Origin of the sequence: Pseudonocardia xishanensis (genome assembly GCF_039541715.1) — a bacterium.
In the GTDB taxonomy this organism is placed as follows: domain Bacteria; phylum Actinomycetota; class Actinomycetes; order Mycobacteriales; family Pseudonocardiaceae; genus Pseudonocardia; species Pseudonocardia xishanensis.
On record NZ_BAABGT010000123.1, the window covers coordinates 80,396 to 106,159 of the forward strand.

At 74.3% G+C, this 25,764-nt stretch carries 24 protein-coding genes and 1 pseudogene; 17 read left to right on the plus strand and 8 right to left on the minus strand.

What is annotated here, in order from left to right:
* The first annotated feature begins 131 nt into the window (after nt 1-131).
* A complete protein-coding gene (gene hemW, locus ABD993_RS36020; RefSeq protein ID WP_345428793.1) occupies nt 132-1,316 on the plus strand; it encodes a radical SAM family heme chaperone HemW in 1,185 nt (394 codons plus the stop codon).
* Nucleotides 1,317-1,575: 259 nt separating this feature from the next.
* Nucleotides 1,576-2,358: an esterase/lipase family protein gene (locus tag ABD993_RS36025; protein ID WP_345428794.1), complete on the plus strand. Its 783-nt coding sequence runs from the start codon at nt 1,576-1,578 to the stop codon at nt 2,356-2,358.
* A gap of 100 nt (nt 2,359-2,458) precedes the next feature.
* Here ABD993_RS36025 and ABD993_RS36030 read toward each other — a convergent pair whose 3' ends face one another.
* From ABD993_RS36030 to ABD993_RS36040, 3 genes are read right to left on the minus strand one after another with little or no spacing between them, the layout of a single operon-like run.
* Nucleotides 2,459-3,289, minus strand: a complete 831-nt coding sequence (locus ABD993_RS36030) for an ABC transporter permease (protein ID WP_345428796.1) — start codon at nt 3,287-3,289, stop codon at nt 2,459-2,461.
* The gene (locus tag ABD993_RS36035) at nt 3,286-4,239 is read right to left on the minus strand and encodes an ABC transporter ATP-binding protein (protein WP_425569249.1); all 954 of its coding nucleotides are present in this window, start codon (nt 4,237-4,239) and stop codon (nt 3,286-3,288) included. The genes ABD993_RS36030 and ABD993_RS36035 overlap by 4 nt, the downstream gene beginning before the upstream one ends.
* A gap of 5 nt (nt 4,240-4,244) precedes the next feature.
* The gene (locus ABD993_RS36040; RefSeq protein ID WP_345428800.1) at nt 4,245-5,345 is read right to left on the minus strand and encodes a LolA-like protein; all 1,101 of its coding nucleotides are present in this window, start codon (nt 5,343-5,345) and stop codon (nt 4,245-4,247) included.
* 138 nt (nt 5,346-5,483) lie between these two features.
* On the opposite strand from ABD993_RS36040, the pseudogene ABD993_RS36045 reads away from it, so the two are divergent.
* Nucleotides 5,484-6,213: pseudogene (locus ABD993_RS36045) on the plus strand (LLM class flavin-dependent oxidoreductase).
* A 93-nt stretch (nt 6,214-6,306) separates the two neighbouring features.
* Here the strand turns inward: ABD993_RS36045 and ABD993_RS36050 are convergent.
* Nucleotides 6,307-6,861 carry an ASCH domain-containing protein gene (locus ABD993_RS36050; protein WP_345428802.1) on the minus strand — a complete coding sequence of 185 codons (555 nt, stop codon included), beginning with the start codon at nt 6,859-6,861 and terminating at the stop codon, nt 6,307-6,309.
* Nucleotides 6,862-6,970: 109 nt separating this feature from the next.
* On the opposite strand from ABD993_RS36050, the gene hrcA reads away from it, so the two are divergent.
* The 4 genes from hrcA to ABD993_RS36070 all read left to right on the plus strand — a co-directional run bounded on the left by hrcA (nt 6,971) and on the right by ABD993_RS36070 (nt 11,423).
* On the plus strand, nt 6,971-7,990 hold the full coding sequence (hrcA, locus tag ABD993_RS36055; protein ID WP_345428804.1) for a heat-inducible transcriptional repressor HrcA: 1,020 nt from the start codon (nt 6,971-6,973) through the stop codon (nt 7,988-7,990).
* 38 nt (nt 7,991-8,028) lie between these two features.
* The gene (gene dnaJ / locus ABD993_RS36060) at nt 8,029-9,186 is read left to right on the plus strand and encodes a molecular chaperone DnaJ (protein ID WP_345428911.1); all 1,158 of its coding nucleotides are present in this window, start codon (nt 8,029-8,031) and stop codon (nt 9,184-9,186) included.
* On the plus strand, nt 9,183-9,932 hold the full coding sequence (locus tag ABD993_RS36065) for a 16S rRNA (uracil(1498)-N(3))-methyltransferase (protein ID WP_345428806.1): 750 nt from the start codon (nt 9,183-9,185) through the stop codon (nt 9,930-9,932). The genes dnaJ and ABD993_RS36065 overlap by 4 nt, the downstream gene beginning before the upstream one ends.
* 417 nt (nt 9,933-10,349) lie before the next feature.
* Complete coding sequence (locus ABD993_RS36070) at nt 10,350-11,423, plus strand: PhoH family protein (RefSeq protein ID WP_425569245.1); 1,074 nt, start codon at nt 10,350-10,352, stop codon at nt 11,421-11,423.
* An 84-nt stretch (nt 11,424-11,507) separates the two neighbouring features.
* Here ABD993_RS36070 and ABD993_RS36075 read toward each other — a convergent pair whose 3' ends face one another.
* Nucleotides 11,508-12,236, minus strand: a complete 729-nt coding sequence (locus tag ABD993_RS36075) for an IclR family transcriptional regulator (RefSeq protein ID WP_345428810.1) — start codon at nt 12,234-12,236, stop codon at nt 11,508-11,510.
* Between the two features lie 85 nt (nt 12,237-12,321).
* Here ABD993_RS36075 and dhaK point away from each other — a divergent pair, with 85 nt between their 5' ends.
* From dhaK to era, 8 genes are all read left to right on the plus strand, one after another.
* Nucleotides 12,322-13,311 carry a dihydroxyacetone kinase subunit DhaK gene (dhaK, locus tag ABD993_RS36080; RefSeq protein WP_345428812.1) on the plus strand — a complete coding sequence of 330 codons (990 nt, stop codon included), beginning with the start codon at nt 12,322-12,324 and terminating at the stop codon, nt 13,309-13,311.
* A complete protein-coding gene (dhaL, locus tag ABD993_RS36085) occupies nt 13,308-13,934 on the plus strand; it encodes a dihydroxyacetone kinase subunit DhaL (protein WP_345428814.1) in 627 nt (208 codons plus the stop codon). Before dhaK ends, dhaL begins: the two co-directional genes overlap by 4 nt.
* Nucleotides 13,935-14,102: 168 nt before the next feature.
* The gene (ptsP, locus tag ABD993_RS36090) at nt 14,103-16,664 is read left to right on the plus strand and encodes a phosphoenolpyruvate--protein phosphotransferase (protein WP_345428815.1); all 2,562 of its coding nucleotides are present in this window, start codon (nt 14,103-14,105) and stop codon (nt 16,662-16,664) included.
* Between the two features lie 41 nt (nt 16,665-16,705).
* A complete protein-coding gene (ybeY, locus tag ABD993_RS36095; protein ID WP_345428817.1) occupies nt 16,706-17,245 on the plus strand; it encodes an rRNA maturation RNase YbeY in 540 nt (179 codons plus the stop codon).
* Nucleotides 17,242-18,618 (plus strand): hemolysin family protein, encoded by a 1,377-nt coding sequence (locus ABD993_RS36100; RefSeq protein WP_345428819.1) that lies wholly within the window; start codon nt 17,242-17,244, stop codon nt 18,616-18,618. Before ybeY ends, ABD993_RS36100 begins: the two co-directional genes overlap by 4 nt.
* Complete coding sequence (locus ABD993_RS36105) at nt 18,605-18,952, plus strand: cytidine deaminase (RefSeq protein ID WP_345428821.1); 348 nt, start codon at nt 18,605-18,607, stop codon at nt 18,950-18,952. Before ABD993_RS36100 ends, ABD993_RS36105 begins: the two co-directional genes overlap by 14 nt.
* Nucleotides 18,949-20,163: an L-2-hydroxyglutarate oxidase gene (gene lhgO / locus ABD993_RS36110; protein WP_345428823.1), complete on the plus strand. Its 1,215-nt coding sequence runs from the start codon at nt 18,949-18,951 to the stop codon at nt 20,161-20,163. Before ABD993_RS36105 ends, lhgO begins: the two co-directional genes overlap by 4 nt.
* Complete coding sequence (gene era, locus ABD993_RS36115) at nt 20,160-21,086, plus strand: GTPase Era (RefSeq protein ID WP_345428825.1); 927 nt, start codon at nt 20,160-20,162, stop codon at nt 21,084-21,086. Before lhgO ends, era begins: the two co-directional genes overlap by 4 nt.
* A 310-nt stretch (nt 21,087-21,396) precedes the next feature.
* Here era and ABD993_RS36120 read toward each other — a convergent pair whose 3' ends face one another.
* The 3 genes from ABD993_RS36120 to ABD993_RS36130 are packed head-to-tail and all read right to left on the minus strand — an operon-like array spanning nt 21,397 to nt 23,617.
* Nucleotides 21,397-22,539: an AI-2E family transporter gene (locus ABD993_RS36120; protein ID WP_345428827.1), complete on the minus strand. Its 1,143-nt coding sequence runs from the start codon at nt 22,537-22,539 to the stop codon at nt 21,397-21,399.
* Nucleotides 22,536-23,120, minus strand: a complete 585-nt coding sequence (locus ABD993_RS36125) for an HdeD family acid-resistance protein (protein ID WP_345428829.1) — start codon at nt 23,118-23,120, stop codon at nt 22,536-22,538. Before ABD993_RS36125 ends, ABD993_RS36120 begins: the two co-directional genes overlap by 4 nt.
* A 17-nt stretch (nt 23,121-23,137) precedes the next feature.
* Nucleotides 23,138-23,617 (minus strand): hypothetical protein, encoded by a 480-nt coding sequence (locus ABD993_RS36130; protein WP_345428831.1) that lies wholly within the window; start codon nt 23,615-23,617, stop codon nt 23,138-23,140.
* A gap of 470 nt (nt 23,618-24,087) precedes the next feature.
* On the opposite strand from ABD993_RS36130, the gene ABD993_RS36135 reads away from it, so the two are divergent.
* Nucleotides 24,088-24,918, plus strand: a complete 831-nt coding sequence (locus ABD993_RS36135; protein WP_345428833.1) for a class II glutamine amidotransferase — start codon at nt 24,088-24,090, stop codon at nt 24,916-24,918.
* A gap of 68 nt (nt 24,919-24,986) precedes the next feature.
* On the plus strand, nt 24,987-25,751 hold the full coding sequence (gene recO / locus ABD993_RS36140; RefSeq protein WP_345428835.1) for a DNA repair protein RecO: 765 nt from the start codon (nt 24,987-24,989) through the stop codon (nt 25,749-25,751).
* Nucleotides 25,752-25,764 lie beyond the last annotated feature (13 nt).

The following is a 25,764-nucleotide window of genomic DNA, read 5'->3' on the forward strand; positions in this document are numbered from 1 at the left end:
GCCGGATCCGGCACCTGTGAACCGCATCCGGTGATTCACTCGGTCGGGTTGACCGGGAGGAGGACGGCTGTCGGGTCCTCCTGTTGCGGGTGCGGCCGACCTCGGCGAGCTGCCGGTGGTCTGGAAGTCGCATGCCGCGGTGGTCGCCGTACCGTGGAGGGGTGAGCAGGCCACCGTTCGGGATCTACGTGCACGTGCCGTTCTGCGCGTCCCGGTGCGGGTACTGCGACTTCAACACCTACACCGCGTCCGAGCTGGCGGGGTCCGGCGCGTCGCCGGACGGGTGGCTGGCCGCCGTCCGCACCGAGCTGGCCCAGGCCCGTGCGGTGGTGGGGGAGCGGCCCGTCGACACCGTGTTCGTCGGCGGGGGGACGCCGTCGTTGATCGGTGCGGAGCGGCTCGGTGCCGTGCTCGCCACCATCCGCGACGAGTTCGGGCTGGCCCCCGGCGCGGAGGTCACGACCGAGTCCAACCCGGAGTCGACGTCACCGGAGTTCTTCGCCGGGCTCGTCGAGGCGGGGTACACACGGGTGTCGCTGGGGATGCAGTCCGCGGCGCCGCACGTCCTGCGGATCCTCGACCGGCGGCACACGCCCGGCCGGGCCGTCGACGCCGCGCGGGAGGCGCGCGCGGCCGGGATCGAGCACGTCAACCTCGACCTGATCTACGCGACGCCGGGCGAGACCGTCGCCGACCTGCGCGGTTCGGTCGAGGCGGTGCTCTCGGCGGGGGTGGACCACGTGTCGGCGTACTCGCTGATCGTCGAGGACGGGACGGCGATGGCCCGGCGCGTCGCCCGCGGGGAGCTGCCGCCGGTGGACGACGACGTCGCCGCCGAGCGCTACGAGCTCGTCGACGACCTGCTCTCCGCCGAGGGTCTGCGCTGGTACGAGGTCTCGAACTGGGCGCGCTCGCCGGAGGCCGAGTGCCGGCACAACCTCGGCTACTGGCTGGACGGGGACTGGTGGGGCGTCGGCCCAGGGGCGCACTCGCACCTGGCCGGGCGGCGCTGGTGGAACGTCAAGCACCCGGCGCGGTACGCCACCGCGGTCGCCGCCGGTTCCGCGGAGGCCGACCACGAGGTGCTCACCGCGGAGGAGCGGCACACCGAGCGGGTGATGCTGCGGCTGCGGCTGGCGTCGGGGCTGGACCTGGGGCTGCTGGACGACGCCGCCCGCGACGAGGCGAACCGCGCCGCCGCGTCCGGTCTGCTCGAGATCGGGGACGGACGGGCGGTGCTGACCCGACGGGGGCGGCTGCTCGCGGACCGGGTGGTGCAGGACCTGCTGCTGGCCTCGGAGACCGCTCCGGCATGAGCGGTGCTCCGGCCGAGTCGCGTTCCGGGTCGTCGCAGTCCGCGAGTCCCCCACTCCCGACGCGCGAGTCTCCCGTTTCCGACACGCGAGTCGGACAAAGCACCCCGCGAGTCCGACGTGGCGAGGGGCGAGTCGGACAGGGTGGGGCGCGAGTCGGACAGGACGGCGCGCGAGTGGGACAGGGCGGGGCGCGAGCCGGAGGGATCGATCCGCCGGCCGGGCTCGGCCTCCGCGTCCGCGTCGGTCGAGGGGTGAGACGGTGAGTCCACGCCGTCGGGTGCTGGTCGCGGTGCTGGCGGTGGTGGTCCTCGTGGTGGCGGTGGTCGTCGGGGTGCGGGTCGTCGGGTCGGCCGGGCCGTCGGTCGACCCGGACGCCCGGCCGGCGCAGGACCGTCCGGGCCCCGTGCTGCTCGTCCCCGGGTACGGCGGCGGGCGGGACGGGTTGTTGCGGCTGGCCACGCGGATCGAGGCGACCGGTCGTCAGGCCGAGGTGCTGACCCTGCTCGGCGACGGCACCGGGGACCTGTCCGCGCAGGTCCAGGTGCTCGACGCCGCCGCGGACGCCGCGCTGGCCGCGGGCGCGCCGTCGGTCGACGTCGTGGGGTACAGCGCGGGCGGGGTCGTGGCCGGGCTGTGGGTGGCGCGGGACGACGGCGCGGCGAAGGCCCGCCGGATCGTCACGATGGGCTCGCCGCTCAACGGCACCACGCTCGCCGCGGCCGCGGCCACCCAGGCGCCCGACGCCTGCCCCGCGGCCTGCCGCCAGCTCGCCCCGGGTTCGGCGGAGCTGCGGGAGATCGCCGGGGTCGGCGCGGAGGTGCCGTGGCTGTCGATCTTCACCGCGGACGACGAGACCTCCACACCCCCGGACACCGCCCGGTTCGGGGGCGCCACCAACGTCGAGGTGCAGCAGGTCTGTCCGGGAGCGCGCGTGTCGCACTCCGGCCTCCCCACGGACGGCACGGTCGCGGGCCTGGTCCTGCGCGGTCTCGGCGCGGCGCCGATCGACCTCGGGGGCGCGGGGTGTGGAACGACCTCGTGATCGTGTGCTCGCCCGCGGGTCGCGCCGTGTCCGAGTGCACGCAGACGGCGATCATGCAGCCCTGAGAGCACGAAACGTGCGGTCGTGACGCAACACCCGCTCAGGTCGTGACGTCCTTCGTCCCGAAGTTCGCCCAGGCTGCGCCGAAGGCCACGACCACGTAACCCAGTTGCACGAGGGCGCCTTCGCGGACGTTCGTCCAGAGGATCGGGTCGCGGTAGAGGTCGATCCAGTCCAGCCAGTGCTCGGTGGGCAGGTACGGCTCGATCGCGGCCGCGGCATCCAGCGGTTGGAGCGCGACACTGGCCACCACCAGCGCCAACACCCCCAGTGCCGCGGCGAGCGGGGAGTCGGTCAGGGTCGACAGGAACAGCCCGACGGCGCCGAGCGCGAGCATGCACAGCGCGAGGTAGCCGACGGTCGCCGCGGTCCGGAACGCGACGTCCGCGGGGGTCAGCTCGACCCCGGACAGCGACGGGATGCTCCCTCCGCCACCGAGCGTGGCGTCCGGGCCGAACCCGAACGCGAGGACCCCGACGACGTACGACACCACGGTCACGAACAGCACCGCGAGCAGCACGAACGCCGCGATCGACACCAGCTTCGCGACGAGCAGCCGCAACCGCCCGACCGGTCGCACCAGCAGGTACCGCAGCGTGCCCGCCGAGGCCTCGCCTGCGATCGTGTCCCCGGCGACGATCGCCACCGTGATCGGCAGGAACACCGGGATGACGAGGGCGAGCGCGGCAGCCGGGAAGATCTGGCCGTTGCTGACCACGGCGGACAGGAACGCGCCGCCGCGCCCGGGCGGCGGGGCCAGCCGGGTGGTCGCGAGCAGGACGGCGACGAGTGTGGGCAGGGCGCAGAGCAGCGCCCAGCACAGCCAGACGCGCCGCTTGCGGAGCAGCAACCGCAGCTCGACGCCGATCACCGCGGCCCTCCCGCGCCCGGTCCCGGGCCCTGCCGCGCCGCCTCCGGACGCCCGTCCACCCGGTCCGATCCCGCGCCCGTCACCTCCAGCACCACCTGCTCCAACGTCCGCCGTTCCTCGACCAGCCCGCTCACCGGCACCCCCGCCGCGACCAGCCGGGCGTTGAGCGCCACGGGATCCGTCCCCGTCACCGTGACGAGATCACCGGACCGCCCGACCACCCGCCCGTCGAGCAGGCCGACGACCCCCGCGGCGTCCGGCGTCCGGACCACGATCCGGCCGGTCGGGGTCTGCAGGGCCGCGATCTCGGAGGTCAGGGCCAGCCTGCCCCGGTCCATCACGCCCACCGCGGTGCACAGCGCCTCCACCTCGGATAACAGGTGCGAGGACAGCACGACGGTCGTGCCCGCCTCGTTCAGCGACGTCAGCAGGGCGCGCATCTCCTGGATGCCCCGCGGGTCCAGGCCGTTGGTCGGCTCGTCCAGCAGGAGGAGCTCGGGTCCGCGCAGCAGCGCCGCCGCGATGCCCAGCCGCTGCCGCATCCCCAGCGAGTAGGCGTGCACCGGCCGTCGGTCGACGCCGCCGAGCCCCACCTGCTCCAGCGCCTCGTCCACCCGCCGCCGCCGGTGGCGGGCCCGGCCGGGGCCCGCCGCGTCGAGCAGGCGGAGGTTCGCCCGCCCCGACAGGTGCCCCCACGCCGCGGGACCCTCCACGAGCGCCCCGACCCGCGGGAGCACCGACGAGGCCCGCCGGGGCATCGGCTCGCCCAGCACCTCGATCGAGCCGGACGTCGCGTGGACCAGACCGAGCAGCATCCGGACCAGCGTGGTCTTGCCGGAGCCGTTGGGTCCCAACAGGCCGAACCGGGCGCCCCGCCGGACGGCCAACGACACCCCGTCCACCGCGACGACCCGGCCGAAGCGCTTCGTCAGGTCCTGTGTGGACAGGATGTCGCTCATGCGCGCCGCCCGGGCAGCTCGCGCAGCGCCTGCTCGAGCACCGCGGGGGCGACGGTCCCGGCGACCAGCACGCCGCCGCGTCGGATCCCGCCCCGCGCGGCGACGGACAGCAGCGGCGTGGTCAGGATCGCCGCCCGTCCGACCGGGACCTCGACGACGGTCCCGCCGGCGGCGGGCGCCCCGTCGACCACCCGGTCGGCGACCCCGCGCGAGGCCGGGACCAGCACGAACCCCGACGCCCCCGTCCCGTACACGCCGACCCCCGGCAGCTCCCCGCCCCACGGCACGAGGTCGCGGCCCGCGAGCCGCGGCGGGGGCGGCGCCGCGTCCAGCTGGCGCAGGGCCCCCGCGAGGTCGGCGGCCTGGGCGGTCACCGAGCCCGCACCCGGCGGCGCGGTCGGCACCGTGATGTCGGGCGTGGTCAGGGCGACCTCCCGGAACTCGGTGAACAACAGGGGGAGGTCCTGCCCGCGGGCGGCGACCTCGACGCGCAGCGGCAGGCCGGACGTCGGGTCGCACCAGACGTCGATCCGGCCGACGGTCGTGTCCGGGTCGGCGGGGGAGACCCGGAAGCCCGCCGCGTCGAACCCGGCCACCCGGCGCGCGTCGATCGGGGCGACGGGATCGGCCCGGGTGAGCGAGACCAGCCGTCGGGCCAGCTCGGACGGGACCAGGTCGGCCGGGCGCGGCAGCCGGACCGGCGTCTCGCCCTCGACGACGGTGAGCTGGTTCGCGCCGAAGTCCCAGACGTACTCGCGCCCGGCCAGGCGGTAGGTGTCGCGCTCGCCGGCGGGGGTGAGCTCGTCGACCCGCCACGAGTCCGCACCCGCGTACCGCACCCGCAGCCGGGTCACGCCGCTGAGCAACGCCGTGACCTGCTCCAACGCCGCGATCTCCGGCAGCCCGAGCCGCCCGGTGCTCTCGGCGTAGCCCTCGTGCGGGGGCACGCCCGCGAGGATCCGCGCCCGCAGGTCCTCGGGGGCGGCCGAGGCGGCGGCGGGCAGCGTGACGGCGGCCGCGCCGACGAGCACCGCGGTGCCGGCGGCCACCAGCACCCAGCGCCTCGTGACCTGAGCCGTCACCCGGGGAGCACCCATCTCGACCCCACCCTGGCCGAGCGGCCGTGAACCCCGCGTGTGTCCGAGGTGCGGAGGGGGCCGCGATCCGATGAGGTGGGGGGCGTGCGAACCGGTGTGGTGTTCCGGCCCCAGTCGTCGATCGGGCGGCTGCGGGAGGTGGCGGGGCTCGCGGAGACCGCGGGCCTGGACGAGCTCTGGCTGTGGGAGGACTGCTTCCTCCACGGTGGCCTGACGGCCGCGACGGTGGCCCTGGCCTGGACCGAGCGGCTCCGCGTCGGGATCGGCCTGCTGCCGGTGCCGCTGCGCAACCCCGCGCTCGCGGCCATGGAGATCGCGACACTGGCCCGGCCGGTTCCTGCCGGCGCTCGGCCACGGCGTACAGGACTGGATGGGCCGGGTCGGCGCCCGCGCGGAGTCGCCGGTGACCCTGCTGCGGGAGTACACGCCGGCGGTCCGCGGCCTGCTGGACGGCGACCGGCTGGACGTCCGGGGCCGCTACGTCCACCTCGACGCCGTCGCGCTCGACGACCCCGTCCCGGACGTCCCGCCCCTGCTGATCGGTGCCCGGGGCCCACGGAGCGTGCGGCTGGCGGGCGAGGTCGCCGACGGCCTCCTGCTCGACGCCGTCGCCACCCCCGAGTCGGTCCGTACCGCCCGCAACGCCGTCGACGCCGCCCGGAGCGGGGCCGGGATCGAGGGCGCGGCCGAGGTCGTGGTGTTCGTCGAGACCACGCCCGAGGACGCCCGCGCCGCCGTCGACCGCTTCGCCGCCGCGGGTGCGGACGCGGTGGTCCTGCTGGCTCCCGAGGACGACCCGGACCCCGAGCCGCTCATCGCCGCGTTGACGCGACACGTGTTGCATGAGGGGCGCGGGTGGCTACCGTGACCGCATCATGCTGATCCTCCGCTGAGCTCCCACGCTGTTCAGGCTGGTCGGGACGGACGCGGCGACCATGCGGGGGTTCGCGGTCCCCGCCGCTCAGGGCGCCAGGTACGACTCCCCGCGCGGCGAGAGGCGGTAGCCCACCTCCAGCGATTCGGTGAGCCCCAGCTCCTTGAGCTTGCGGACGTCCCGCTTGAACGGCGCGGTCTCCCGCCCGAGCTGCGCGGCCAGGTCCGGGGCGCGGACCCCGGGCTGCGCGGCGATGATCGCCAGGGTCTCGGCGGTCCACGGGCGGGTCCGGTCGAGGCGGGCCAACCGGGCGTCGAGCGCGGCCCGGTCCGCGGGGGTCACCGGGGTCGACCGCAGCGCGACCCGCGGATCGGGGCCGTCGGCGTGCAGGGCGATCCGCCAGACCTCCCCGGTGCTGCGGGAGAGCATGGCCTGCAGGTCGGCGAGGGTCTGCCCGCTCGCCTCGGCGTCCTCGGCGGTGAGCTCGGCCGGGTTCACCGGGGTGACGTCGGTGACCGCGACGACCCCGACCGGCGTTCGCAGCCGGGTGCCCGCCTTGACCCGCGGCCGCTCCCACCGGCGGAAGGCGCACGTCACCCGGCCCGCGACGATCCCGTCGAGCGTCTCCTGGCGCAGCAGCACCCCGCCAGCCAAATCCTTGAGCCGACCCGGCGCAAGCATCACAGGCGGCGAACCGTCCCGAACGCCTAGACTTGGACGAACACCCGACGACGCCCGAGGAGGTGCGACGATGAACTCCGACGACCGCCGCTTCGCGGTCCTCCAGGCGATCGTCGCGGACTACGTTTCCACCCAGGAGCCGGTGGGCTCCAAGGCGATCGTGGACCGGCACAACCTCGGCGTCTCCTCCGCGACCGTGCGCAACGACATGGCCGCGCTCGAGGAGGAGGGCCTGATCGCCCAGCCGCACACGAGCGCAGGCCGGATCCCCACCGACAAGGGCTACCGGCTGTTCGTCGACCGCGTCGCGCAGGTCAAGCCGCTGAGCAAGGCCGAGCGCCAGGCGGTGCAGAGCGTCCTCGAGGGCGCCGTCGACCTGGACGACGTGCTGCGCCGCAGCGTCCGGCTGCTCGCGCAGCTGACCCGGCAGGTCGCCGTCGTGCAGTACCCCACGCTGACCCGCTCCACGGTCCGGCACCTGGAGGTCGTCCAGCTCACGCCCGCGCGGCTGATGCTGGTGCTGATCACCGACTCCGGCCGGGTGGACCAGCGCATGGTCGACCTCGGGCAGGTGGTGACCGAGGAGGACACCGCACGGCTCCGCAGCATGATCAACTCCGCGCTCGTCGGGCAGCGGCTCGCCGAGGCCTCCGCCCGGGTGGCCGAGCTGCCGCAGACCGCGCCCGCGGAGCTCAAGGACGTCGTGGTGACCTTGTCCACGGTGCTGATCGAGACGCTCGTCGAGCATCCCGAGGAGCGCCTGGTGCTGGGCGGCACGGCCAACCTCACGCGCAACACCGCGGACTTCCCGGGGTCGCTGCGGCAGGTCCTCGAGGCGCTCGAGGAGCAGGTCGTGGTGCTCAAGCTGCTGGCCGCGGCGCAGGACCCCGGCCTGGTCACGGTGCGGATCGGCGAGGAGAACGAGTCGGTCGACCTGCACACCGCGTCCGTCGTGTCGATCGGCTACGGGCCGGGCACGGTGGTGGGCGGAATGGGTGTCGTGGGGCCCACCCGGATGGACTACCCGGGCACCATGGCGGCGGTGCATGCCGTCGCCCGATACGTCGGTGAGATCCTGGCAGGACGCTAGATCCCGTACGAGCAGAAGGATTCATGGGGAACCAGAGGGTGGCACGCGACTACTACGGCATTCTCGGCGTCGAACAGGGCGCCGATGCCGCCGAACTGAAGCGGGCCTACCGGCGGCTCGCCCGGGAGCTGCACCCGGACGTCAACCCGGATCCGGCGGCGCAGGAGCGCTTCGCCGAGATCAGCACGGCGTACGAGGTGCTGACCGACCCGGAGAAGCGCCGGATCGTCGACCTGGGCGGGGATCCGCTGGACAACGGCCGCGGCGGTGGGGGCGCAGCGGGGGACCCGTTCAGCGCCTTCGGTTTCGGCGACATCATGGACGCCTTCTTCGGCGGCTCGGCGGGCGGCCGCGGGCGCGGTCCGCGCAGCCGGGTCCAGCCGGGGGCGGACGCGCTGATCCGGATGCAGCTCACCCTGGAGGAGTGCGCCACCGGCGTGCAGCGCGAGCTCACCGTGGACACCGCGGTGCTCTGCACGGAGTGCGGCGGCAACGGCTGCGCCCCCGGGACCTCCCCACAGGGCTGTGAGACGTGTGGCGGCCGCGGCGAGGTGCAGAGCGTGCAGCGCTCGTTCCTCGGCCAGGTCGTCACCTCGCGCCCGTGCCCCACCTGCCGCGGCCTCGGCGAGGTCATCCCGGAGCCGTGCCGCATCTGCGCCGGGGACGGGCGCGTCCGCTCGCGCCGCAGCGTCGGCGTGCGGATCCCCGCCGGCGTGGCGGACGGCATGCGCGTCCGGCTGGCCGGGCAGGGCGAGGTCGGCGCGGGCGGTGGTCCCGCCGGGGACCTGTACGTCGAGGTCGAGGAGATCGCCCACGAGGTCTTCGAGCGGGACGGGGCCGACCTGCACGTCCGGCTCCCGCTGCCGATGACCGCCGCGGCGCTCGGGGCCACCCTCCCGCTCCCGATGCTGGACGGCACGACCGAGGACCTGCACGTCGAGCCCGGGACCCAGGGCGGCACGCTGCGCACGCTGCGCGGCAAGGGCATGCCTCGGCTGCGCTCCACCGGCCGGGTGGACGGGTACGGGGACCTCGTCGTGCACGTCGACGTCGCCGTCCCGACCAGGCTGGACAAGGAGCAGACCGAGCTGCTGCGCCAGCTGGCCAAGCTGCGCGGCGAGGAGCAGCCGGACCTCACCACGCGCAACAACGGGCACGGGCTGTTCGGGCGGCTGCGGGACTCCTTCCGGGGATGAGCACGCCGCCCCTGTTCCTGGTCCCCGAGCTGGGGGACCGGGTGCTGCTGGACGGGCCGGAGGGCAGGCACGCCGCCGCCGTCAAGCGGATCCGGGTGGGCGAGGTCGTCCAGCTGTCGGACGGCCGCGGCGCGGTCGCGCGCGCCGAGGCCGTGGTCGTCGGGAAGGACACGGTCGAGTTCGCCGTGCGCTCCCGCACCGAGGTCCCCGCGCCCGCGGTGCGGATCACCCTCGCGCAGGCGTTGATCAAGGGCGACCGGGCCGAGCTGGCGGTGGAGACCGCCACCGAGGCCGGGGTGGACGCGATCGTGCCGTGGCGGGCGGCACGGTGCGTCGCGAAGTGGGAGCAGGGTCCGCGCGGGGAGAAGGCGCTGGCCAAGTGGCGCTCGACCGTCCGGGAGGCCGCCAAGCAGGCCAGACGACCGTGGGTCCCGGCGGTCGCGGAACCCGCGTCGACGAAGGAGCTGGCCGCCTTCGCCGGGCGGGTCCTGGTGCTGCACGAGTCGGCGCCGTCCGTGCTGCGCGCGGGCGACCTGCCGCCGTCGGGTGAGGTGCTGCTGGTCGTCGGGCCCGAGGGTGGGATCGCGGACGAGGAGCTGGAGCTGCTGGTCGGCGCGGGCGCCCGGGTCGTGCGGCTCGGCCCGGAGGTGCTGCGCGCGTCGACGGCGGCGGCCGTGGCGCTGGGCGCGATCGGCGCGCTCGGTGACCGGTGGTGTGACCGGGCGCACGGGGGACCGACTGTGTGACCGCGCAAGAACCTGGGCTACCCTCCCGTACGGCTCACCCACCCCCCTGGTGAGCACCCGGCCCCGCCGCCCTCCGGGCGCGGGGGCCGCCATTGGGCGGCCGCGCCGCGGCGGTCATCCCCCCGATCGTCGCGGCGCTCCGGTGCCGGGGTGTCCCACGCGGCGGAACGGATCCGCTCCCGCCCGGTCGGATCGGCCGCGGTGTCCCCGGGCCGACCGCCCACCCGGTGGTCAACGCCGTCCCGCACGTGATCAGGGCCGACCCCGGCCACCCGGAGACCCGGGACCCGCCGTTGCGCACGCCCGTGATGATCGAGGAGCGGGGCGGAGTGCCAACTGGGGCGCGTTCTGTCGGTGGCCGGCGCTATCATCGCTGCGGTCACACCCCGAGGCACAGGAAGCAGGCGACCAGAGCACGTGACGCAGCCGGACCCCGTCCAGTCCCGCATGGCAGTCCCGGACACCGCGCTGCTCGCGCTGCTCGGCTCGCGAGACGAGTCGCTCCGCACCGCCGAGGAGATGCTGGCTGCGGACGTGCACGTGCGCGGCAACGAGCTGACCCTGTCCGGAGACCCGGGGGACGTCGCGTTCGCCGAGCGGGTCTTCACCGAGCTGATCACCCTGGCCCAGCGCGGCCAGCAGGTCGGCTCGGACACCGTGCGACGCACCGTCGAGATGCTCGGCGAGGCCGACCCGGCGATCGCCGCGGTGCGCGGGGAGTCGCCCGCCGAGGTGCTCTCGCTGGACATCGTGTCGCGGCGGGGCAAGACGATCCGCCCGAAGACGCTGAACCAGAAGCACTACGTGGACGCGATCGACGCGCACACCATCGTCTTCGGCATCGGCCCGGCGGGTACCGGCAAGACGTACCTGGCCATGGCGAAGGCCGTGCAGGCGCTGCAGGCCAAGCTGGTCAACCGGATCATCCTCACCCGGCCCGCGGTCGAGGCGGGGGAGCGGCTCGGGTACCTGCCGGGCACGCTGTTCGAGAAGATCGACCCGTACCTGCGCCCGCTGTACGACGCGCTGCACGACATGATCGACCCCGAGTCCATCCCGAAGCTCATCGCCGCCGGGACGATCGAGGTCGCGCCGCTGGCGTACATGCGCGGTCGCACGCTGAACGACGCGTTCATCGTCCTGGACGAGGCGCAGAACACCACGCCCGAGCAGATGAAGATGTTCCTCACCCGGCTCGGCTTCGGCTCGAAGATCGTCGTGACGGGCGATGTCACGCAGATCGACCTGCCGGGCAACGCGCGATCCGGGCTGCAGGTGGTGCAGGACATCCTCTTCGGCGTGGAGGACGTGGCGTTCCCCGAGCTGACCAGCCAGGACGTGGTGCGCCACCGGCTGGTCGGGGAGATCGTGGACGCCTACGCGCGGTTCGACGCGGACCAGCAGAACCGCCCGCAGCTGCGCAGCACGGGCAACTCCGCCCCCCGCACCGGCCCACCCCAGAACCGCGCCGCCCGCCGCTCCCAGCGCTGAGCGCGCCCCCGGGTCTGATCAGCAGCTTCTCAGGCAGGTTCGGGGTGCGGATCCCTGCGTCGGGGTCCGATGATCATCAGGCCCTCACGCGGAGGCGGCCTCGTCCTCGGCGGCCGGCGGCCACGTGCTCGCGCCCAGCTCCCGGCTGACCGCGCGGGCGGTCTGCCGGAGGGCGTCGAAGGCGGGCGGGGGCAGTGGCCAGTCGCCCGCCGGGACCACCAGGCCGATCGCGCCGCACACCTCGTCCGCGGTCGCCACCGGTGCGGCCAGCCCGCACTCGCCGAGCACCGCCTCCTCGACCTCGGTCGCCAGTCCCGTGCGCCGCACCGCGGGCAGGTCGCGCGGGGGCAGCTGGGTCTCGCCGGTCATCCGGCGCGGGCGGTCGGTGGGTGTGCAGGCGCCGTACGCGAGCAGCACCTTGCCCAACGCGCAGGCGTGCGCGGGGATCACGATCCCCACCTCGACCGGGGTCGGCGCCGCGGCGACGACCACGACGTCGTCCGCGAGCGGGACGGCCACCCGCACCGCGCACCCGGTCCGGTCCGCGAGTGCGGAGATCCACGGCTGCGCGTGCGCCCGGAGCTCGAGATTGTCCAGGTAGACGTTGCCCAGGCGCAGCGTCGCGGGGCCGAGCCGGTACAGCCCCGAGTCCCGTTCCTGGACGACCATCCCGTGCGAGACCAGCGTCCGGACGATCCCGTGCACGGTCGACGGGGCGAGCCCCATCGCCGTGGCGATCTCGCCGAGGCTGCGCCGCCGGGCGCCCTGCAGCACGGCCAGCACACGCAGCGCCCGGTCCACGGACTGAATCACGCTCGACTCCTTGTGAAGTGACCGGAGTCATACTAGCTTTCGGCATGGTCGAACGCTTTTCGAGGGTGCGACGGAGGACCCTTCCATGAAGAAGCTGATCAACGATCCGGCGGCGGTGGTCCAGGAGGCCCTGCGCGGCATGGCCGCGGCGCACCCCGAGCTGCGGATCGACCACGAGAACCGGATCGTCTTCCGCGGCGACGCACCGGTGCGCGGCAAGGTCGGGCTGGTCTCCGGCGGCGGGTCCGGGCACGAGCCGATGCACGGCGGCTTCGTCGGTCCCGGGATGCTGGACGCCGCCTGTGCGGGCGAGGTCTTCACCTCGCCGGTGCCGGACCAGATGCTCGCCGCGACCCGGGGCGTCGACGGCGGCGCGGGCGTCCTGCACATCGTGAAGAACTACACCGGCGACGTCATGAACTTCGAGATGGCGGCCGAGCTGTCGGAGGGCATCGAGGTCGAGACCGTCGTCGTGGACGACGACGTCGCCGTCCAGGACTCGCTCTACACCGCGGGCCGTCGAGGGGTCGGGACCACGGTGCTGCTGGAGAAGATCGTCGGTGCCGCCGCCGAGCAGGGACGGCCGTTGTCCGAGGTCGCGGCGCTGGCCCGGAAGGTGGACCAGCGCGGTCGGAGCATGGGCATGGCGCTGACCTCCTGCACCGTCCCCGCGGCGGGCCATCCGACGTTCGACCTGCCCGAGACCGAGATGGAGATCGGGATCGGCATCCACGGCGAGCCCGGCCGACGCCGCGTCCCGCTGGCACCCGCGCGGGAGATCGCGGAGATGCTCGTCGAGCCGGTGCTGTCGGACCTCGACTTCACCGCGGACCCGGTCATCTGCTTCGTCAACGGGATGGGCGCCACGCCGCTCCTCGAGCTCTACCTCATGTACGGCGAGGTGGCGGCGCTGCTGGAGAAGGCGGGCGTCCGGGTGGCACGGTCGCTGGTCGGGCCGTACATCACGAGTCTGGACATGGCGGGCTGCTCGGTCACCCTGCTCAGCGCGGACGACGACCTGCTCTCGCTCTGGGACGCCCCCGTCACCACCCCCGGCCTGCGGTGGGGCGCATGACGGACGTCTCCGCCGTCACGGCCTGGCTGCGCGCCTTCGCGGGCGTGGTCGAGGAGAACAAGGACGCGCTGACCGCCCTGGACTCCGCGATCGGGGACGCCGACCACGGCATCAACATGTCGCGCGGGATGACGGCCGTGGTCGCCGCGCTCGACGCCGGGCAGTTCGACACGATCGGAGCGCTGGCCAAGAAAGTCGGGATGACCCTGGTCAGCACGGTCGGCGGCGCGAGCGGACCGCTCTACGGCACTTTCTTCCTGCGCTTCGCCACCACGGCGGGGGAGGCGACGTCGCTGGATCCCGCCGAGGTGGCCAAGGCACTCCGCGCGGGGTTGGAGGGTGTGGTCGCCCGCGGGCGCCCCGAACCGGGGGACAAGACCATGTACGACGCCCTCGCCCCCGCCCTGGACGCCCTCGACACCGCCCTCGCCGGCGGCGGCTCGCTGGCGGAGGGACTACAGGCCGCGTCCGAGGCGGCGGACGCGGGTCGGGACGCGACGATCCCGATGCTCGCCCGCAAGGGCCGCGCGAGCTACCTGGGCGAACGGAGCGTGGGCCACCAGGACCCGGGCGCCACCTCCACCGCCCTCCTCATCGCCACCGCCGCCCGGACCCTCCCCTGACCGTGCCCTCCCCACCCCCGACGCCCACCCCACCGACCCCCCGGCCCGCGAGTCCGACAGCCCGGACCGCGAGTCCGACAGCACTGCTCAGGAGACCGACGCCAAGGCCCGTGACTCGGACACCGGGCTCGGCGCGGGGGAGGGTCGCACCGCGAAGGGAGGGGTCCCGTGAGTGACGGCGTGGTCGGCGTGGTCGTCGTGTCGCACAGCCGTGCGCTCGGGGAGGCGGCGGCCGGGCTCGCGCGGGAGATGGTCCCCGGTGACGAGGTGCGGATCGAGGTCGCCGCCGGGCTCGACGAGCACACCCTCGGCACCGACGCGACCGCCATCGCCGAGGCCCTGACCAGGGCGGACAGCGGGGCCGGAGTGGTCGTCCTGATGGACCTGGGCAGCGCGGTGCTGTCCGCCGAGCTCGCGCTCGAGTTCGTGGACGACCCGTCCGGGGTGTTGCTCTGCTCGGCTCCGCTGGTGGAGGGGCTCGTTGCGGCGGTGGTGGCCGCGGCGGGTGGAGCGGACCGTGCGACGGTCGCGGCGGAGGCGGAGCAGGGCGCCGCGGCGAAGCGCGCCCAGCTCGGCGAGGCGCCTCCCGCGGCCGTCCCGCCCACCGAAGCATCCTCGGCTGCGGATGACGACCAGCGCCTCGGCACCGAGGACCGCACTGAGCGCGGCGGCGCGCTCCCGGACGACGATCAGGAAGTGGGGCGGTTCGTGGTCACGCCCCCGCACGGACTCCACGCCCGACCCGCGGCACTCCTGGCCCGGACCGCTGCGGGGTTCGACGCTGCCGTGGACCTGCTCGACCTGACCAACGGTCGCGGCCCGGTGACGGCGGCGAGCCTCACCCGGGTCGCGTCCCTCGGCGCGGGCGTGGGCCACGAGGTGGAGGTGCGGGCCCGCGGGGCACAGGCGAGGGAGGCGGTGGCGGCGCTGCTCGACCTGGCTCGTCGCGGATTCGGCGAAGCGCCTTCCGGTGATCCACTCGTCGGGAGCACGACGGTCGCCGAACGACCGCCTCCCGCCCCGACGGTGGATCATGGTCCGGTGGGCGGCGCCCCCGGCATCGCGATCGGGCGGGCCCGGATACTGCGGGCGGTCGCCCTCGTCGTGCCCGACGTGCCCGCGGGGAGCGTGGCCGAGGAGCACCGGCTGCTGGACGAGGCGCTCGCCACCGCGCAGGCCTCGATCAGCGCCACCCGCGACGCCACACCGGGCCCCGAGGCCGCGATCTTCGACGCCCATCTCGCGATACTCGCCGACCCGGCCCTCCTCGACCCCGCCCGCGCCGCGATCGCCGCAGGCCGGAGCGCCGCCGTGGGCTGGTCCACCGCGGTCGACCGGGCCGCGGCCGAGCTGGCGTCGTTGTCGAGCGACTACCTCCGCGCCCGCGCCGCCGACGTCCGCGCCGTCGGCGACGACGTGCTCCGCGCCCTCCTGACCCACCCCGGCTCCGCACCGGGCCCCACCGTCGATGCGCCCCGGACGACCGGCGACGCCGATGTCCGACACGCACGTCAGGACCGGGGGACTCGCGCGTCGGAGGTGGGGGACTCGCGGGGGGTGTGGGTGGCGGAGGAGCTGACTCCTGCCGAGGCCGCGACGATCGACGCCGCGGGGGTGGTGGTCGCCGGGGGGAGTCCGACCTCGCACGCCGCGATCATCCTGCGGGCCAGGGGGATTCCGGCGGTGGTCGGGGCGGGGGAGGCGGTGCTCGGGGTCGCGGAGAACACGGTCGTCGCGCTCGACGGGGAGACCGGTGAGCTGAGCATCGACCCGGATCCCGCGACCCTCGACCGCTTCCGCCGCAGACGCACGGCCACGGCCGAGCGGGAGGACCGGGCCCGCTCCCGGCTGCACGAGCCCGCGATCACCCCCGACGGCGTCCGGGTCCTGGTCGGGGTGAACCTCGGCGCCGAGCCGGACCCGGCACCGGGTGCCGATCTGGCGGGGCTCGTGCGCACCGAGTTCCTCTTCCTCGACCGGGCCCAGGCCCCGGACGTCGACGAGCAGGTGGCCGCCTACCGCGCCGTCGCCGACGCGCTCGGCAACCGGAGGATCGTGCTGCGCACGCTGGACGTCGGCGGAGACAAACCGCTGCCCTACCTCCCGCGCCCCGCGGAACAGAACCCGTTCCTCGGCGTCCGCGGGCTCCGCCTGGCCCTCCGGACGCCGGGTCTGCTGGACGAGCAGCTGCGGGCGATCGTCCGCACGGCCCGGGACACCCCCGTCAGCGTGATGTTCCCGATGGTCACCGTCCCCGCCGAGCTGCACGCCGCCCGCGAGGCCCTGGCCGCGGCGCAGCGCGCGGAGGGCCCCGCGGAACTCGAGGTCGGCATCATGATCGAGGTTCCCGCGGCGGCGCTGACCGCGGACCGGTTCGCCCCGGACGTGGACTTCTTCAGCATCGGCACGAACGACCTGACCCAGTACGTCACGGCCGTCGAGCGGGGGAACCCGCAGCTCAGCGCCCTGGCCGACCCGCTGCACCCGGCAGTCCTGGAGCTGATCGCCCGGGTCGCGGGCACCGGGGTCCCCACCGCCGTCTGCGGCGAGCTGGCCGCCGACCCCCGGGCGACCGGGCTGCTGGTCGGGCTCGGCGTGCGGGAGCTGTCCGTCTCGCCGCCCGCCGTCGCCCGGGTCAAACAGGCGGTCCGGGAATCGCGGGGTCTCCCGCCGAACCTGTGGACAACCCCCGATGCGGAGGCGGTCCGCGCACTGCTCCCCGACGCCTGACGACTACCCTTGCCCCGAAGGAAGCGTCAAGAGGGGAACCGTTGAGTATCGAGGTCGTCAACGAGTCCGGCGTCGCCGTGGACGAGGCACTGATCGTGTCGGTCGCCCGGTACGCGCTGGACAGGATGCGGGTCAGCCCCGCGGTCGAGCTCGCGATCACCGCGGTGACCGTGGACGCCATGTCCGAGCTGCACGAGCGGTGGATGGACGAGCCCGGCCCCACGGACGTCATGGCCTTCCCCATGGACGACCTGGCCGAGGACACCCGCCGACCGGACGCGCCGGACATCGGCCCCGCACTGCTCGGCGACATCGTGCTCTGCCCGGCGTTCGCCGGGGACCAGGCGGTCAAGGCGGGCCACACGATGGACGACGAGCTGCACCTGCTCACCGTGCACGGCTGCCTGCACCTGCTGGGCTACGACCACCACGAGCCGGACGAGGAGCGCGAGATGTTCGCGCTGCAGAACCGGCTGCTGCACGACTGGCGCACCGAGCGCGCCGAGTCCGCCGCCCGCGCGGCGCAGGCCCGGATCGACGCGAAGGTGCTGGGTACGGTCGGCCTGGACAGCGACGAATGAACGCCGCAGGGCTGCTCGTCGTCGCGATCATCCTGATCCCCGTCGCGGGGATCTTCGCCGCGGCGGACGCCGCGTTCACCTCGGTCTCGAGCGCCCGGGTCGCCGATCTGGTCCGCGCGGGCAGGCCGGGCTCGCGGGCGCTGGCGAAGATCGTCGAGGACCGCGCCCGCTACCTCAACCTGCTGATCCTGCTGCGGCTGATGGGCGAGACGGTGGCGACCGTCCTGCTCACCATCGCCCTGGCGACGTGGATCACGCCCGCCTGGGCGGGGGTGCTCACCGCGGCGGCGGTCATGGTCGTGGTCAGCTACGTGCTGATCGGGGTCGGGCCGCGCACGCTCGGTCGCCAGCACCCGTACGCGCTGGGTATGGCCGTCGCCGCCCCGATCCGGGTGATCGCCACCCTGCTCGGCCCGATCACGAAGCTGCTGATCCTGTTCGGCAACGCGATCACCCCCGGCCGCGGCTTCCGCGAGGGCCCGTTCTCCTCCGAGGTCGAGCTGCGCGAGCTCGTCGACATGGCCAGCACGACCGGCGTCGTCGACGAGGGCGAGCGCAAGATGATCCACTCGGTGTTCGAGCTGGGGGACACGATCGTCCGGGACGTCATGCAGCCCCGGCCGGACGTCGTGTGGGCCGAGCGGGACACCCCCGTGCAGAAGGTCGTGCGGTTGGCGCTCAAGAGCGGCTACTCGCGGATCCCGGTGCTCGGTGAGGACATCGACGACATCGTGGGCGTCGCATACCTCAAGGACCTGGTCGGCACGGCCTGGGAGCGCCCGGAGGCCGCGTTGGTGGACGTCGTGCGCCCGCCGGTGTTCGTGCCGGACTCCAAGCGGATCGACGAGCTGCTGTCGGACATGCAGCGCACCCGCAACCACATGGCGATCGTGGTGGACGAGTACGGCGGCACCGCGGGCCTGGTCACCATCGAGGACATCCTCGAGGAGATCGTCGGCGACATCTCGGACGAGTACGACACCGCCGAGGTCCCCGAGGTCCAGCGGCTGGACGGCGGCACCCTGCGGCTGGCCGCCCGGCTGCCGGTCGAGGACCTGCAGGAGCTGTTCGCGGGCGAGTTCACCGGCACCGAGCGCGCGGAGCAGCTGCGCGAGGTGATCGAGGAGGCGGACGTCGACACGATCGGCGGCCTGCTGGCGCAGCGGCTGGGGAAGGTCCCGCTGCCCGGCGCGGAGTGCGACCTGGAGGGCCTGCTGCACCTGCGCGGCGAGGGCGGCAAGGACGCCCGCGGCCGCGTCCGCATCACCTCCGTGCTGGTCACGCCGCTGTCGGCCCCCGAATCCGAGAACGACTACGAGGCGGAGCGCGAGACCGTGTCCGCCGCCCGCGAGGAGAGCGATGTCCGGCAGTGATGAGCTGGCACCCGAGGACGCCAAGATCGTGACGCTGGCGCGGTCCTCCCGCGCGCGCACCGGCGCCGCCGAGGGGGCCGCGGTCCGCGACACGGACGGCCGGACCTACGCCGCCGCCAGCGTCGACCTGCCGTCGCTGCGGCTCACCGCGCTGCAGGCGGCCGTCGCCGCGGCCGTGTCCAGCGGTGCGCCGGGCCTGGAGGCCGCCGCGGTGGTGACCGACGGCGAGCCGGACGAGGCGTCCGTCGCCGCCGTCCGCGACCTGACCGCGACCGCGCCCGTCATCGTGGCGAACGCGAGGGGCGAGGTCGTTCGGGTGCTGGCCACCGCATGAGCAGCGGCACCCCGCGCTACGACGTCGTGGTCGTCGGCGGCGGCATCGTCGGCCTCGCCACCGCCCACGCCCTGGTCCGCAGTGGACGGACGGTCGCCGTGGTGGAGCGGGAGCCCCGGCTCGCGAACCACCAGACGGGCAACAACTCCAACGTCATCCACTCCGGCCTCTACTACGCCCCCGGCGGGTACAAGGCGCGGCTCGCGGTCGCCGGATGCGCCGAGACCGTCGCCTTCTGTCGCGAGCACGACCTGCCGCACAAGGTCAGCGGCAAGCTCGTCGTCGCGACCGAGCCGCAGGAGCTGCCCCGGCTCGCCGAGCTGGAGCGGCGGGGGCGGGCGAACGGCGTCGAGACCCACCGGCTGGACGCGCACGGCATGCGGGAGCGCGAGCCGCACGTCCGCGGGATCGAGGCGTTGTGGGTGCCGTCGACGGGTATCTGCGACTACCGCCTGGTCGCCGAGAAGATCGGTGAGCTGGTGGTGAAGGAGGGTGGGGAGATCCACCTCGGCCGCACCGTCACCGGGCTCGCGCCGCGCAGCGAGGACGTCGTCGTCCGGACCGACCGGGGCGACCTGCTCGGCGCGCAGGCCGTGGTCTGCGGCGGGCTGCGCTCCGACGAGCTGGCCGAGGCCGCGGGCGCCGATCCGGGCGTGCGGATCATCCCCTTCCGCGGCGAGTACTCCGGTCTCACCGAGGACGCCGCCGAGCTGGTCAAGGGCCTGATCTACCCGGTCCCGGACCCGGCCTTCCCGTTCCTGGGCGTGCACGCCACGCGGGGGATCGACGGCCACGTGCACGCCGGGCCGAACGCCGTCCTGGCGCTGGCGCGCGAGGGCTACACCTGGGGCACGGTCAAGCCGAGGGAACTGCTCGGCAGCCTGCTGTACCCGGGCATGCTCCACGTGGCGCGTACGCACTGGCGCTACGGGCTGGGCGAGGTGCACCGGTCGCTGTCGAAGTCGGCGATGGTCACACAGATCCAGCGGATGCTGCCCGAGGTCGAGGCCCGGCACCTCACGCCCGCGGGGGCCGGCGTCCGTGCCCAGGCCGTCAAGCCGGACGGGACCCTCGTGGACGACTTCCTGTTCCTCGAACAGGGGCGCGTCCTGCACGTGCTCAACGCCCCCTCGCCCGCCGCCACCGCGGCGCTGCCGATCGGGCGCGAGATCCTCAGCAAGCTCACCGGCGACACCCTGGGACCACTATGACCTCGTTCGGATCGTGGCCGGAGGACTTCCGCTCCGGGTTCGCCTGCTTCGTCGGGCGGCCCAACGCGGGCAAGTCCACGCTGACCAACGCGCTGATCGGGCAGAAGATCGCGATCACCTCGTCCCGGCCGCAGACCACGCGGCACGCGATCCGCGGCATCCTGCACCGGCCGGACGCGCAGCTCGTCGTCGTCGACACCCCCGGCCTGCACAAGCCGCGCACGCTGCTCGGCTCCCGGCTGAACGACGTCGTCCGTGAGACGTGGGCCGAGGTGGACGTGATCGGGTTCTGCGTGCCCGCGGACCAGCCGGTCGGGCGCGGGGACGAGTTCATCATCAATGAGCTCAAGTCGGTCGCGGCCCGCACGCCGGTGCTCGGGGTCGTCACGAAGACGGACAAGGCGCGTCCGGAGCAGATCGCCGAGCGGCTCACCCAGATGACCGAGCTGATGGAGTTCGCGGACATCGTGCCGTGCTCGGCGAAGTCCGGGGACCAGGTCGGGTTGCTGTCGGACCTGCTGGTCGCGCGGCTGCCGGAGGGCCCACCGCTCTACCCGGACGGCGAGCTGACGGACGAGCCGGAGGAGACCCTGGTCGCCGAGCTGGTCCGGGAGGCCGCCCTGGAGGGCGTCCGGGACGAGCTCCCGCACTCGATCGCGGTGACCGTGCAGGAGATGATCCCGCGCGAGGACCGGCCCCCGAACGACCCGATGCTGGACGTCCACGCCACGATCTTCGTGGAGCGGTCCAGCCAGAAGGGCATCGTGATCGGGCACAAGGGGGAGCGGCTGCGCCAGGTCGGGACCGATGCCCGCAGGCAGATCGAGGCCCTGCTGGGCACCAAGGTCTTCCTGGACCTGCACGTCACGGTGGCGAAGGACTGGCAGCGGGACCCGCGCCAGCTCCGCAAGCTCGGCTTCTGAGCTCCCGCGCCCGCCCGGGAGTCCTCTCGGCGGGCGCGGCCGGCCTCAGTCCGTGCGGCCGCCGGCGAAGGACCAGCGCCCGGAGAACCGGCAGCCGCCCGGTGCGGCCACGGCGGTGCCGGTCGCGTTGATCACGCCGGTGTGTGACGGCTAAGCCTCGTACCGCTAGTCGGGACGGGCGTGCGGAGCTCCCCGGTGACGCTTGGGGTCCCCAAGCGTCACTCAGCGGTGCTCGGGGTCCCCGAGTGTCAGGGCGGGCGGTGCTTGGGGTCCCCGAGCGTCACTCAGCGGTGCTTGGGGGCCCCGAGCGTCAGGGGGTGGGCGCTTCGTCCGCGGGCTCGGGGGCCGAGCGGGGCTCTGCGGCGGGGTGGGCTTCTGCCTGCGGGGGAGGCTCTGCGGGCTCGGCCGGCGGGTGGGGTTCCGGGCGGGCCCGGGGGTCCACGTCGACCAGCAGGATCTTGACGAACAGCGTCAGCGGCACGGCCAGCACGGCACCGAGCGGGCCGAGCAGCCAGCCCCAGAACACCAGCGCGACCAGCACGACCGTGACCGACAGCCCCACGGCGTCACCGACGAACCGCGGCTGGACCAGTGAGGTCAGCACGAAGTTGACCACCAGGTAGACGGCCACGACGACGAGCATCAGCGGCCAGCCGCCGATCAGCAGCGCCAGGATCATCGGCGGCAGCAGCCCGATCCAGAATCCCACGTAGGGGATGTAGTTCGTCAGGAAGGCCAGCAGGCCCCACAGCAGCGCCTGCGGGACGCCGAGCAGCAGCAGCGCCACGGTGTCGACCGCGCCGGTCACCGCCCCGATCGCCGTGGTCACGCCGACGAACCGGCGGGTGCCGCGGGCGAAGTCCCGCAGTGCCCCGGCGACCTCCGGATGGTCCTGCGCGAGCAGCGCCCGCCTCCGGTCGGCGCCGCCCGCCTCGAGCGACAGGAACAGCAGCAGCGACAGCAGGAACACGAGGTTGCCGAGCAGCCCGGTCAGCCCGGCCAGGAGCCCGCCGACGAGCCCGACGATCCGGCTCGTGTCCAGCGAGGAGGCGAGGGCCCGCAGCTGCTCCGGGCCGACGCCGAACTCCGCGAGCCGGGCGGTGGCCCCGGCGAGCAGCCCGTTCGCCTCGGCCGCGTAGCCGGGCAGCACGGTCGCCAGCCTGGCCACCGACACGACGACCACCGCGACGAGCACGACCAGCACGCCGTACACGCACACCAGCACCACTCCGGACGCCGCCCAGCCGGGCAGCCCTCGGCGAACCAGGGCGCCGTGCACGGGATGGACGCCGATCACGATGACCAGCGCCAGGAACAGCGGGCCGACCAACCAGGACACCGCGGCGGCGCCCGCCATCACGACGACGACGGCCGCCGTCGCGAGCAGGACGACGAGCGCACGGGGCAACGGTGCGCGGGCGCCCGGCGGGGTCCCGACGGGGCCGTCGGTCATGCGGCCTTGGCCAGCGCCCGGATCCGGAAGGCGAGGACCGCCAGCATGATCCCGCCGACGACCGCGAAGATCCCGACCACCCAGAGCAGGGCGAGGATGCCCGACGCGGGCCAGACGAGCAGCACGATGCCGAAGATCACGTCCAGGACGCCCTTGGCGACGGTCCAGCCCCAGCGGTCGTCCGTGCGGCGGGAGCGGATGCCCTCGGCGACCCCCGCGATGCCGAGCACGATGGCCCAGAAGGCGATCACGAACAGCAGCGACAGCGCGGTGACCCCCGGCCACACCAGGGCCACGATGCCGGCGAGCACGGAGATCACGCCCTGCGCCACGATCCAGCCCCACGACCGCTCCGTGCCGCGGGACTTGATGCCGAGGTAGACGGCGGTGATCCCGTCCATGATCGCGTACACGCCGAAGACGACGACCAGGGCCAGCAGCGCGATCCCCGGCGACGCCAGCGCCACGACCCCGAAGATCACCAGCAGCACGGCCCGGATCAGCACCAGCCACCACGCGGTCTTCAACAGCGCGCCGAGCCCGGCGTCCAGCCCGGGGTCGCTCGTGGACGGGTCGGTCATGGGTCCCCCCTGACGGGTCAGCGGACGGGCCCGAGCCGCAGCTCGGACACCCGCCCGTCGGTGAAGTCGGCCTCGGCGAGGCCGGCGCCCTCGGTCAGTCGCAGTGTCCATGGCGCACGGTCGCCCGCGACCTGCTTGCGCATGGGACGATCCGCGCCCCACCTGCGAGAACGGTACTCAGATGAGCGCGCAGCGGAACACCCGATCGGGGGTGGAACGGCGCCGTCGCATGGAGCACGGCGTCCTCTGTGGTCGCCGCGCGTCAGGGTCCCCGTCGAGCACGCCCAGTTCGGAGGCGGGCGCGCGAGCAAGCGGTCGGGCTGCGCGCGCCCGCTGCGCTGCACGCCGCCGAGGAACCGGACGTCCCGGTTCATCGTCGACGCCGCGCCGAGGACCCGGTTGGTGATCCGGCTCGGCATCTCGATCAGCCGGACGGTGACGTGCCGGTAGCCGCGGTCGACCCCGATCGCGTCGAAGTCGACGTGCCTGCGCAGCACCGCCTTGAACCTCGAGACGCCGGAGAGTGCCCTCGGGATCGCACAGGGGTGGTCTGGGGCAGCAGGCCCCCCTGGATCGCCCCGGCCGCCACCATCCCGGCGTTCTGCAGCCGGGCGACCGGGTTCCGGGCGGCGTCGTCCCGCCAGAGGGCCTCCAGCAGGTCCGCGGCGCCGTCGCGGTCCTTCGCCCGCAGCCCGACCCAGGCGAGCAGCGCGCAGATCGCACCCCGGAGGTCCCGGAGATGCCGACTCACTCCAGCTCGCGCAGCTCGGGGGCGCGGAGCAGTCGGGCCGGCACGCCCCCGGTGAATGCGGTGTGGCTGCCCCCGCCCTGGCGGACGACGGCGATGCGGCGGGTCACGACAGGGACGTCAACCGTCCACTGTTGACCTTCGGCAGGGCCGAACGGCGCAGGTCGGCGCGGTCCGGAGGCGGTATCGCGCACCGCTGCGTGCGGTGATGCTCGGACCATGTGCCGATGGCTGGGGTATCACGGGAGTCCGATCGCGCCGCGGGAGCTGGTCCACGACACCGCGCACTCGCTGATCGAGCAGAGCAGACGAGCGGCGCCGGACATGGCCACCGCGAACGGCGACGGCGTGGGGCTGGGCTGGTACGGGGGCGATCCCGAGCCCGCGTTGTTCCGCAGCGAGTCCCCGGCCTGGGGGGACGCCAACCTGCGGGAGGTCGCGGGCGCGGTCCGGTCGGGGCTGTTCCTCGCGCACGTCCGGGCCGCCACCGGCACCCCGGTCCAGCAGACCAACTGCCATCCGTTCCGCTACCGGTCGTGGCTGTTCGTGCACAACGGCTACATCGCCGACTTCGCGCGGATCCGCCGTGAGCTGCTGCTGAGCGTCGCCCCGGAGCTGTTCGGGAACATCGAGGGGAGCACGGACTCCGAGCTCATGTTCCATCTCGCGTTGACCTTCGGCCTCGAGGGCGACCCGATCGGGGGTCTGGAGCGCATGGCGGGGTTCGTCGAGGCCGTCGGGCGGGCGGCGGGGATCGCCGAGCCGCTCCAGATGACGGTCGGGGTGACCGATGGTGAGCGGCTGTACGCCGCGCGCTACGCCAGCGGCCCCGTCGTCAACACGCTCCACGTCAGCGAGGAGGTCGGGGCCCTGCGGGCGCTGTACCCGGCCGACGAGCGGTGGCGGCACTTCGCCGAGGACTCCCGCGCCGTCGTCTCCGAGCCGCTGGCCGACCTGCCCGGGCTGTGGCACGAGGTGCCGGCCGGGACCGCGCTGACGGTGCAGGCGGGCGAGGACGAGGAGGTGCCCTTCCGGCCGACGCAGCCCTGACCCGGGAGGGAGCCGGGTGGCCCGGGTGTCGCAGCGCCGGGTGGGGGCCCGGGTCGTAGGCTCGGTGCATGAGCACCCTGTACCGCGACACCGGTGTGGTGCTGCGCGTGCAGAAGCTCGGCGAGGCGGACCGGATCGTCACCCTGCTCACCCGGCGCTGCGGCAAGGTCCGCGCGGTGGCCAAGGGCGTCCGGCGGACCCGGTCGCGGTGGGGTGCTCGGCTCGAGCCGTTCAACCACGTGGACGTGCAGTGCTACTCCGGTCGCAGCCTGGACGTCATCACCCAGTGCCAGACGCTGGACTCCTTCGGCTCGGGGGTGGTCAGCGACTACTCCCGCTACACCGCGGGCTGCGCGATCCTCGAGACGGCGGACCGGCTGGTCTCCGAGGAGGGCTCCGCTGCCCACGGGGACTCGCTGCGCGTCTACCTGCTGCTCGTCGGCGCGATCCGGGCGCTGGCCGGGCGGGAGCGGGACGCCTCGCTGATCCTGGACGCCTTCCTGCTCCGGGCGATGAGCCACGCGGGCTGGGCCCCGTCGATCACCGAGTGCGCCAAGTGCGCGACCCCGGGCCCCCACCGCGCGTTCAGCGTGCCGGGCGGGGGAGCGGTGTGCGAGGTCTGCCGCCCGCCCGGCTCGGTCCTGCCCGGCCCCGAGGCCTTCCGCCTCCTCGACGCCCTCCTCCACGGCGACTGGGCGGTCGCGGACGCCGCGGACGCCCCCACCCGTCGAGACACCTCCGGCCTGGTCGCCGCCCACCTGCAGTGGCACATGGAACGCCGGCTCAGGTCGCTCCCCCTGGTGGAACGCAAAGGCGACCCCACCCTCCGCTGATCCACTCGTCGGA

Excerpts from the sequence above, each read along its gene's own strand:
- hemW (WP_345428793.1), top strand. The coding sequence starts at position 132 with ATGCCGCGGTGGTCGCCGTACCGTGGAGGGGTGAGCAGGCCACCGTTC.
- ABD993_RS36040 (WP_345428800.1), bottom strand. The coding sequence starts at position 5,345 with ATGGGTGCTCCCCGGGTGACGGCTCAGGTCACGAGGCGCTGGGTGCTG.
- hrcA (WP_345428804.1), top strand. The coding sequence starts at position 6,971 with ATGAACTCCGACGACCGCCGCTTCGCGGTCCTCCAGGCGATCGTCGCG.
- ABD993_RS36065 (WP_345428806.1), top strand. The coding sequence starts at position 9,183 with ATGAGCACGCCGCCCCTGTTCCTGGTCCCCGAGCTGGGGGACCGGGTG.
- dhaK (WP_345428812.1), top strand. The coding sequence starts at position 12,322 with ATGAAGAAGCTGATCAACGATCCGGCGGCGGTGGTCCAGGAGGCCCTG.
- dhaL (WP_345428814.1), top strand. The coding sequence starts at position 13,308 with ATGACGGACGTCTCCGCCGTCACGGCCTGGCTGCGCGCCTTCGCGGGC.
- ABD993_RS36100 (WP_345428819.1), top strand. The coding sequence starts at position 17,242 with ATGAACGCCGCAGGGCTGCTCGTCGTCGCGATCATCCTGATCCCCGTC.
- ABD993_RS36105 (WP_345428821.1), top strand. The coding sequence starts at position 18,605 with ATGTCCGGCAGTGATGAGCTGGCACCCGAGGACGCCAAGATCGTGACG.
- lhgO (WP_345428823.1), top strand. The coding sequence starts at position 18,949 with ATGAGCAGCGGCACCCCGCGCTACGACGTCGTGGTCGTCGGCGGCGGC.
- era (WP_345428825.1), top strand. The coding sequence starts at position 20,160 with ATGACCTCGTTCGGATCGTGGCCGGAGGACTTCCGCTCCGGGTTCGCC.
- ABD993_RS36120 (WP_345428827.1), bottom strand. The coding sequence starts at position 22,539 with ATGACCGACGGCCCCGTCGGGACCCCGCCGGGCGCCCGCGCACCGTTG.
- ABD993_RS36125 (WP_345428829.1), bottom strand. The coding sequence starts at position 23,120 with ATGACCGACCCGTCCACGAGCGACCCCGGGCTGGACGCCGGGCTCGGC.
- ABD993_RS36135 (WP_345428833.1), top strand. The coding sequence starts at position 24,088 with ATGTGCCGATGGCTGGGGTATCACGGGAGTCCGATCGCGCCGCGGGAG.
- recO (WP_345428835.1), top strand. The coding sequence starts at position 24,987 with ATGAGCACCCTGTACCGCGACACCGGTGTGGTGCTGCGCGTGCAGAAG.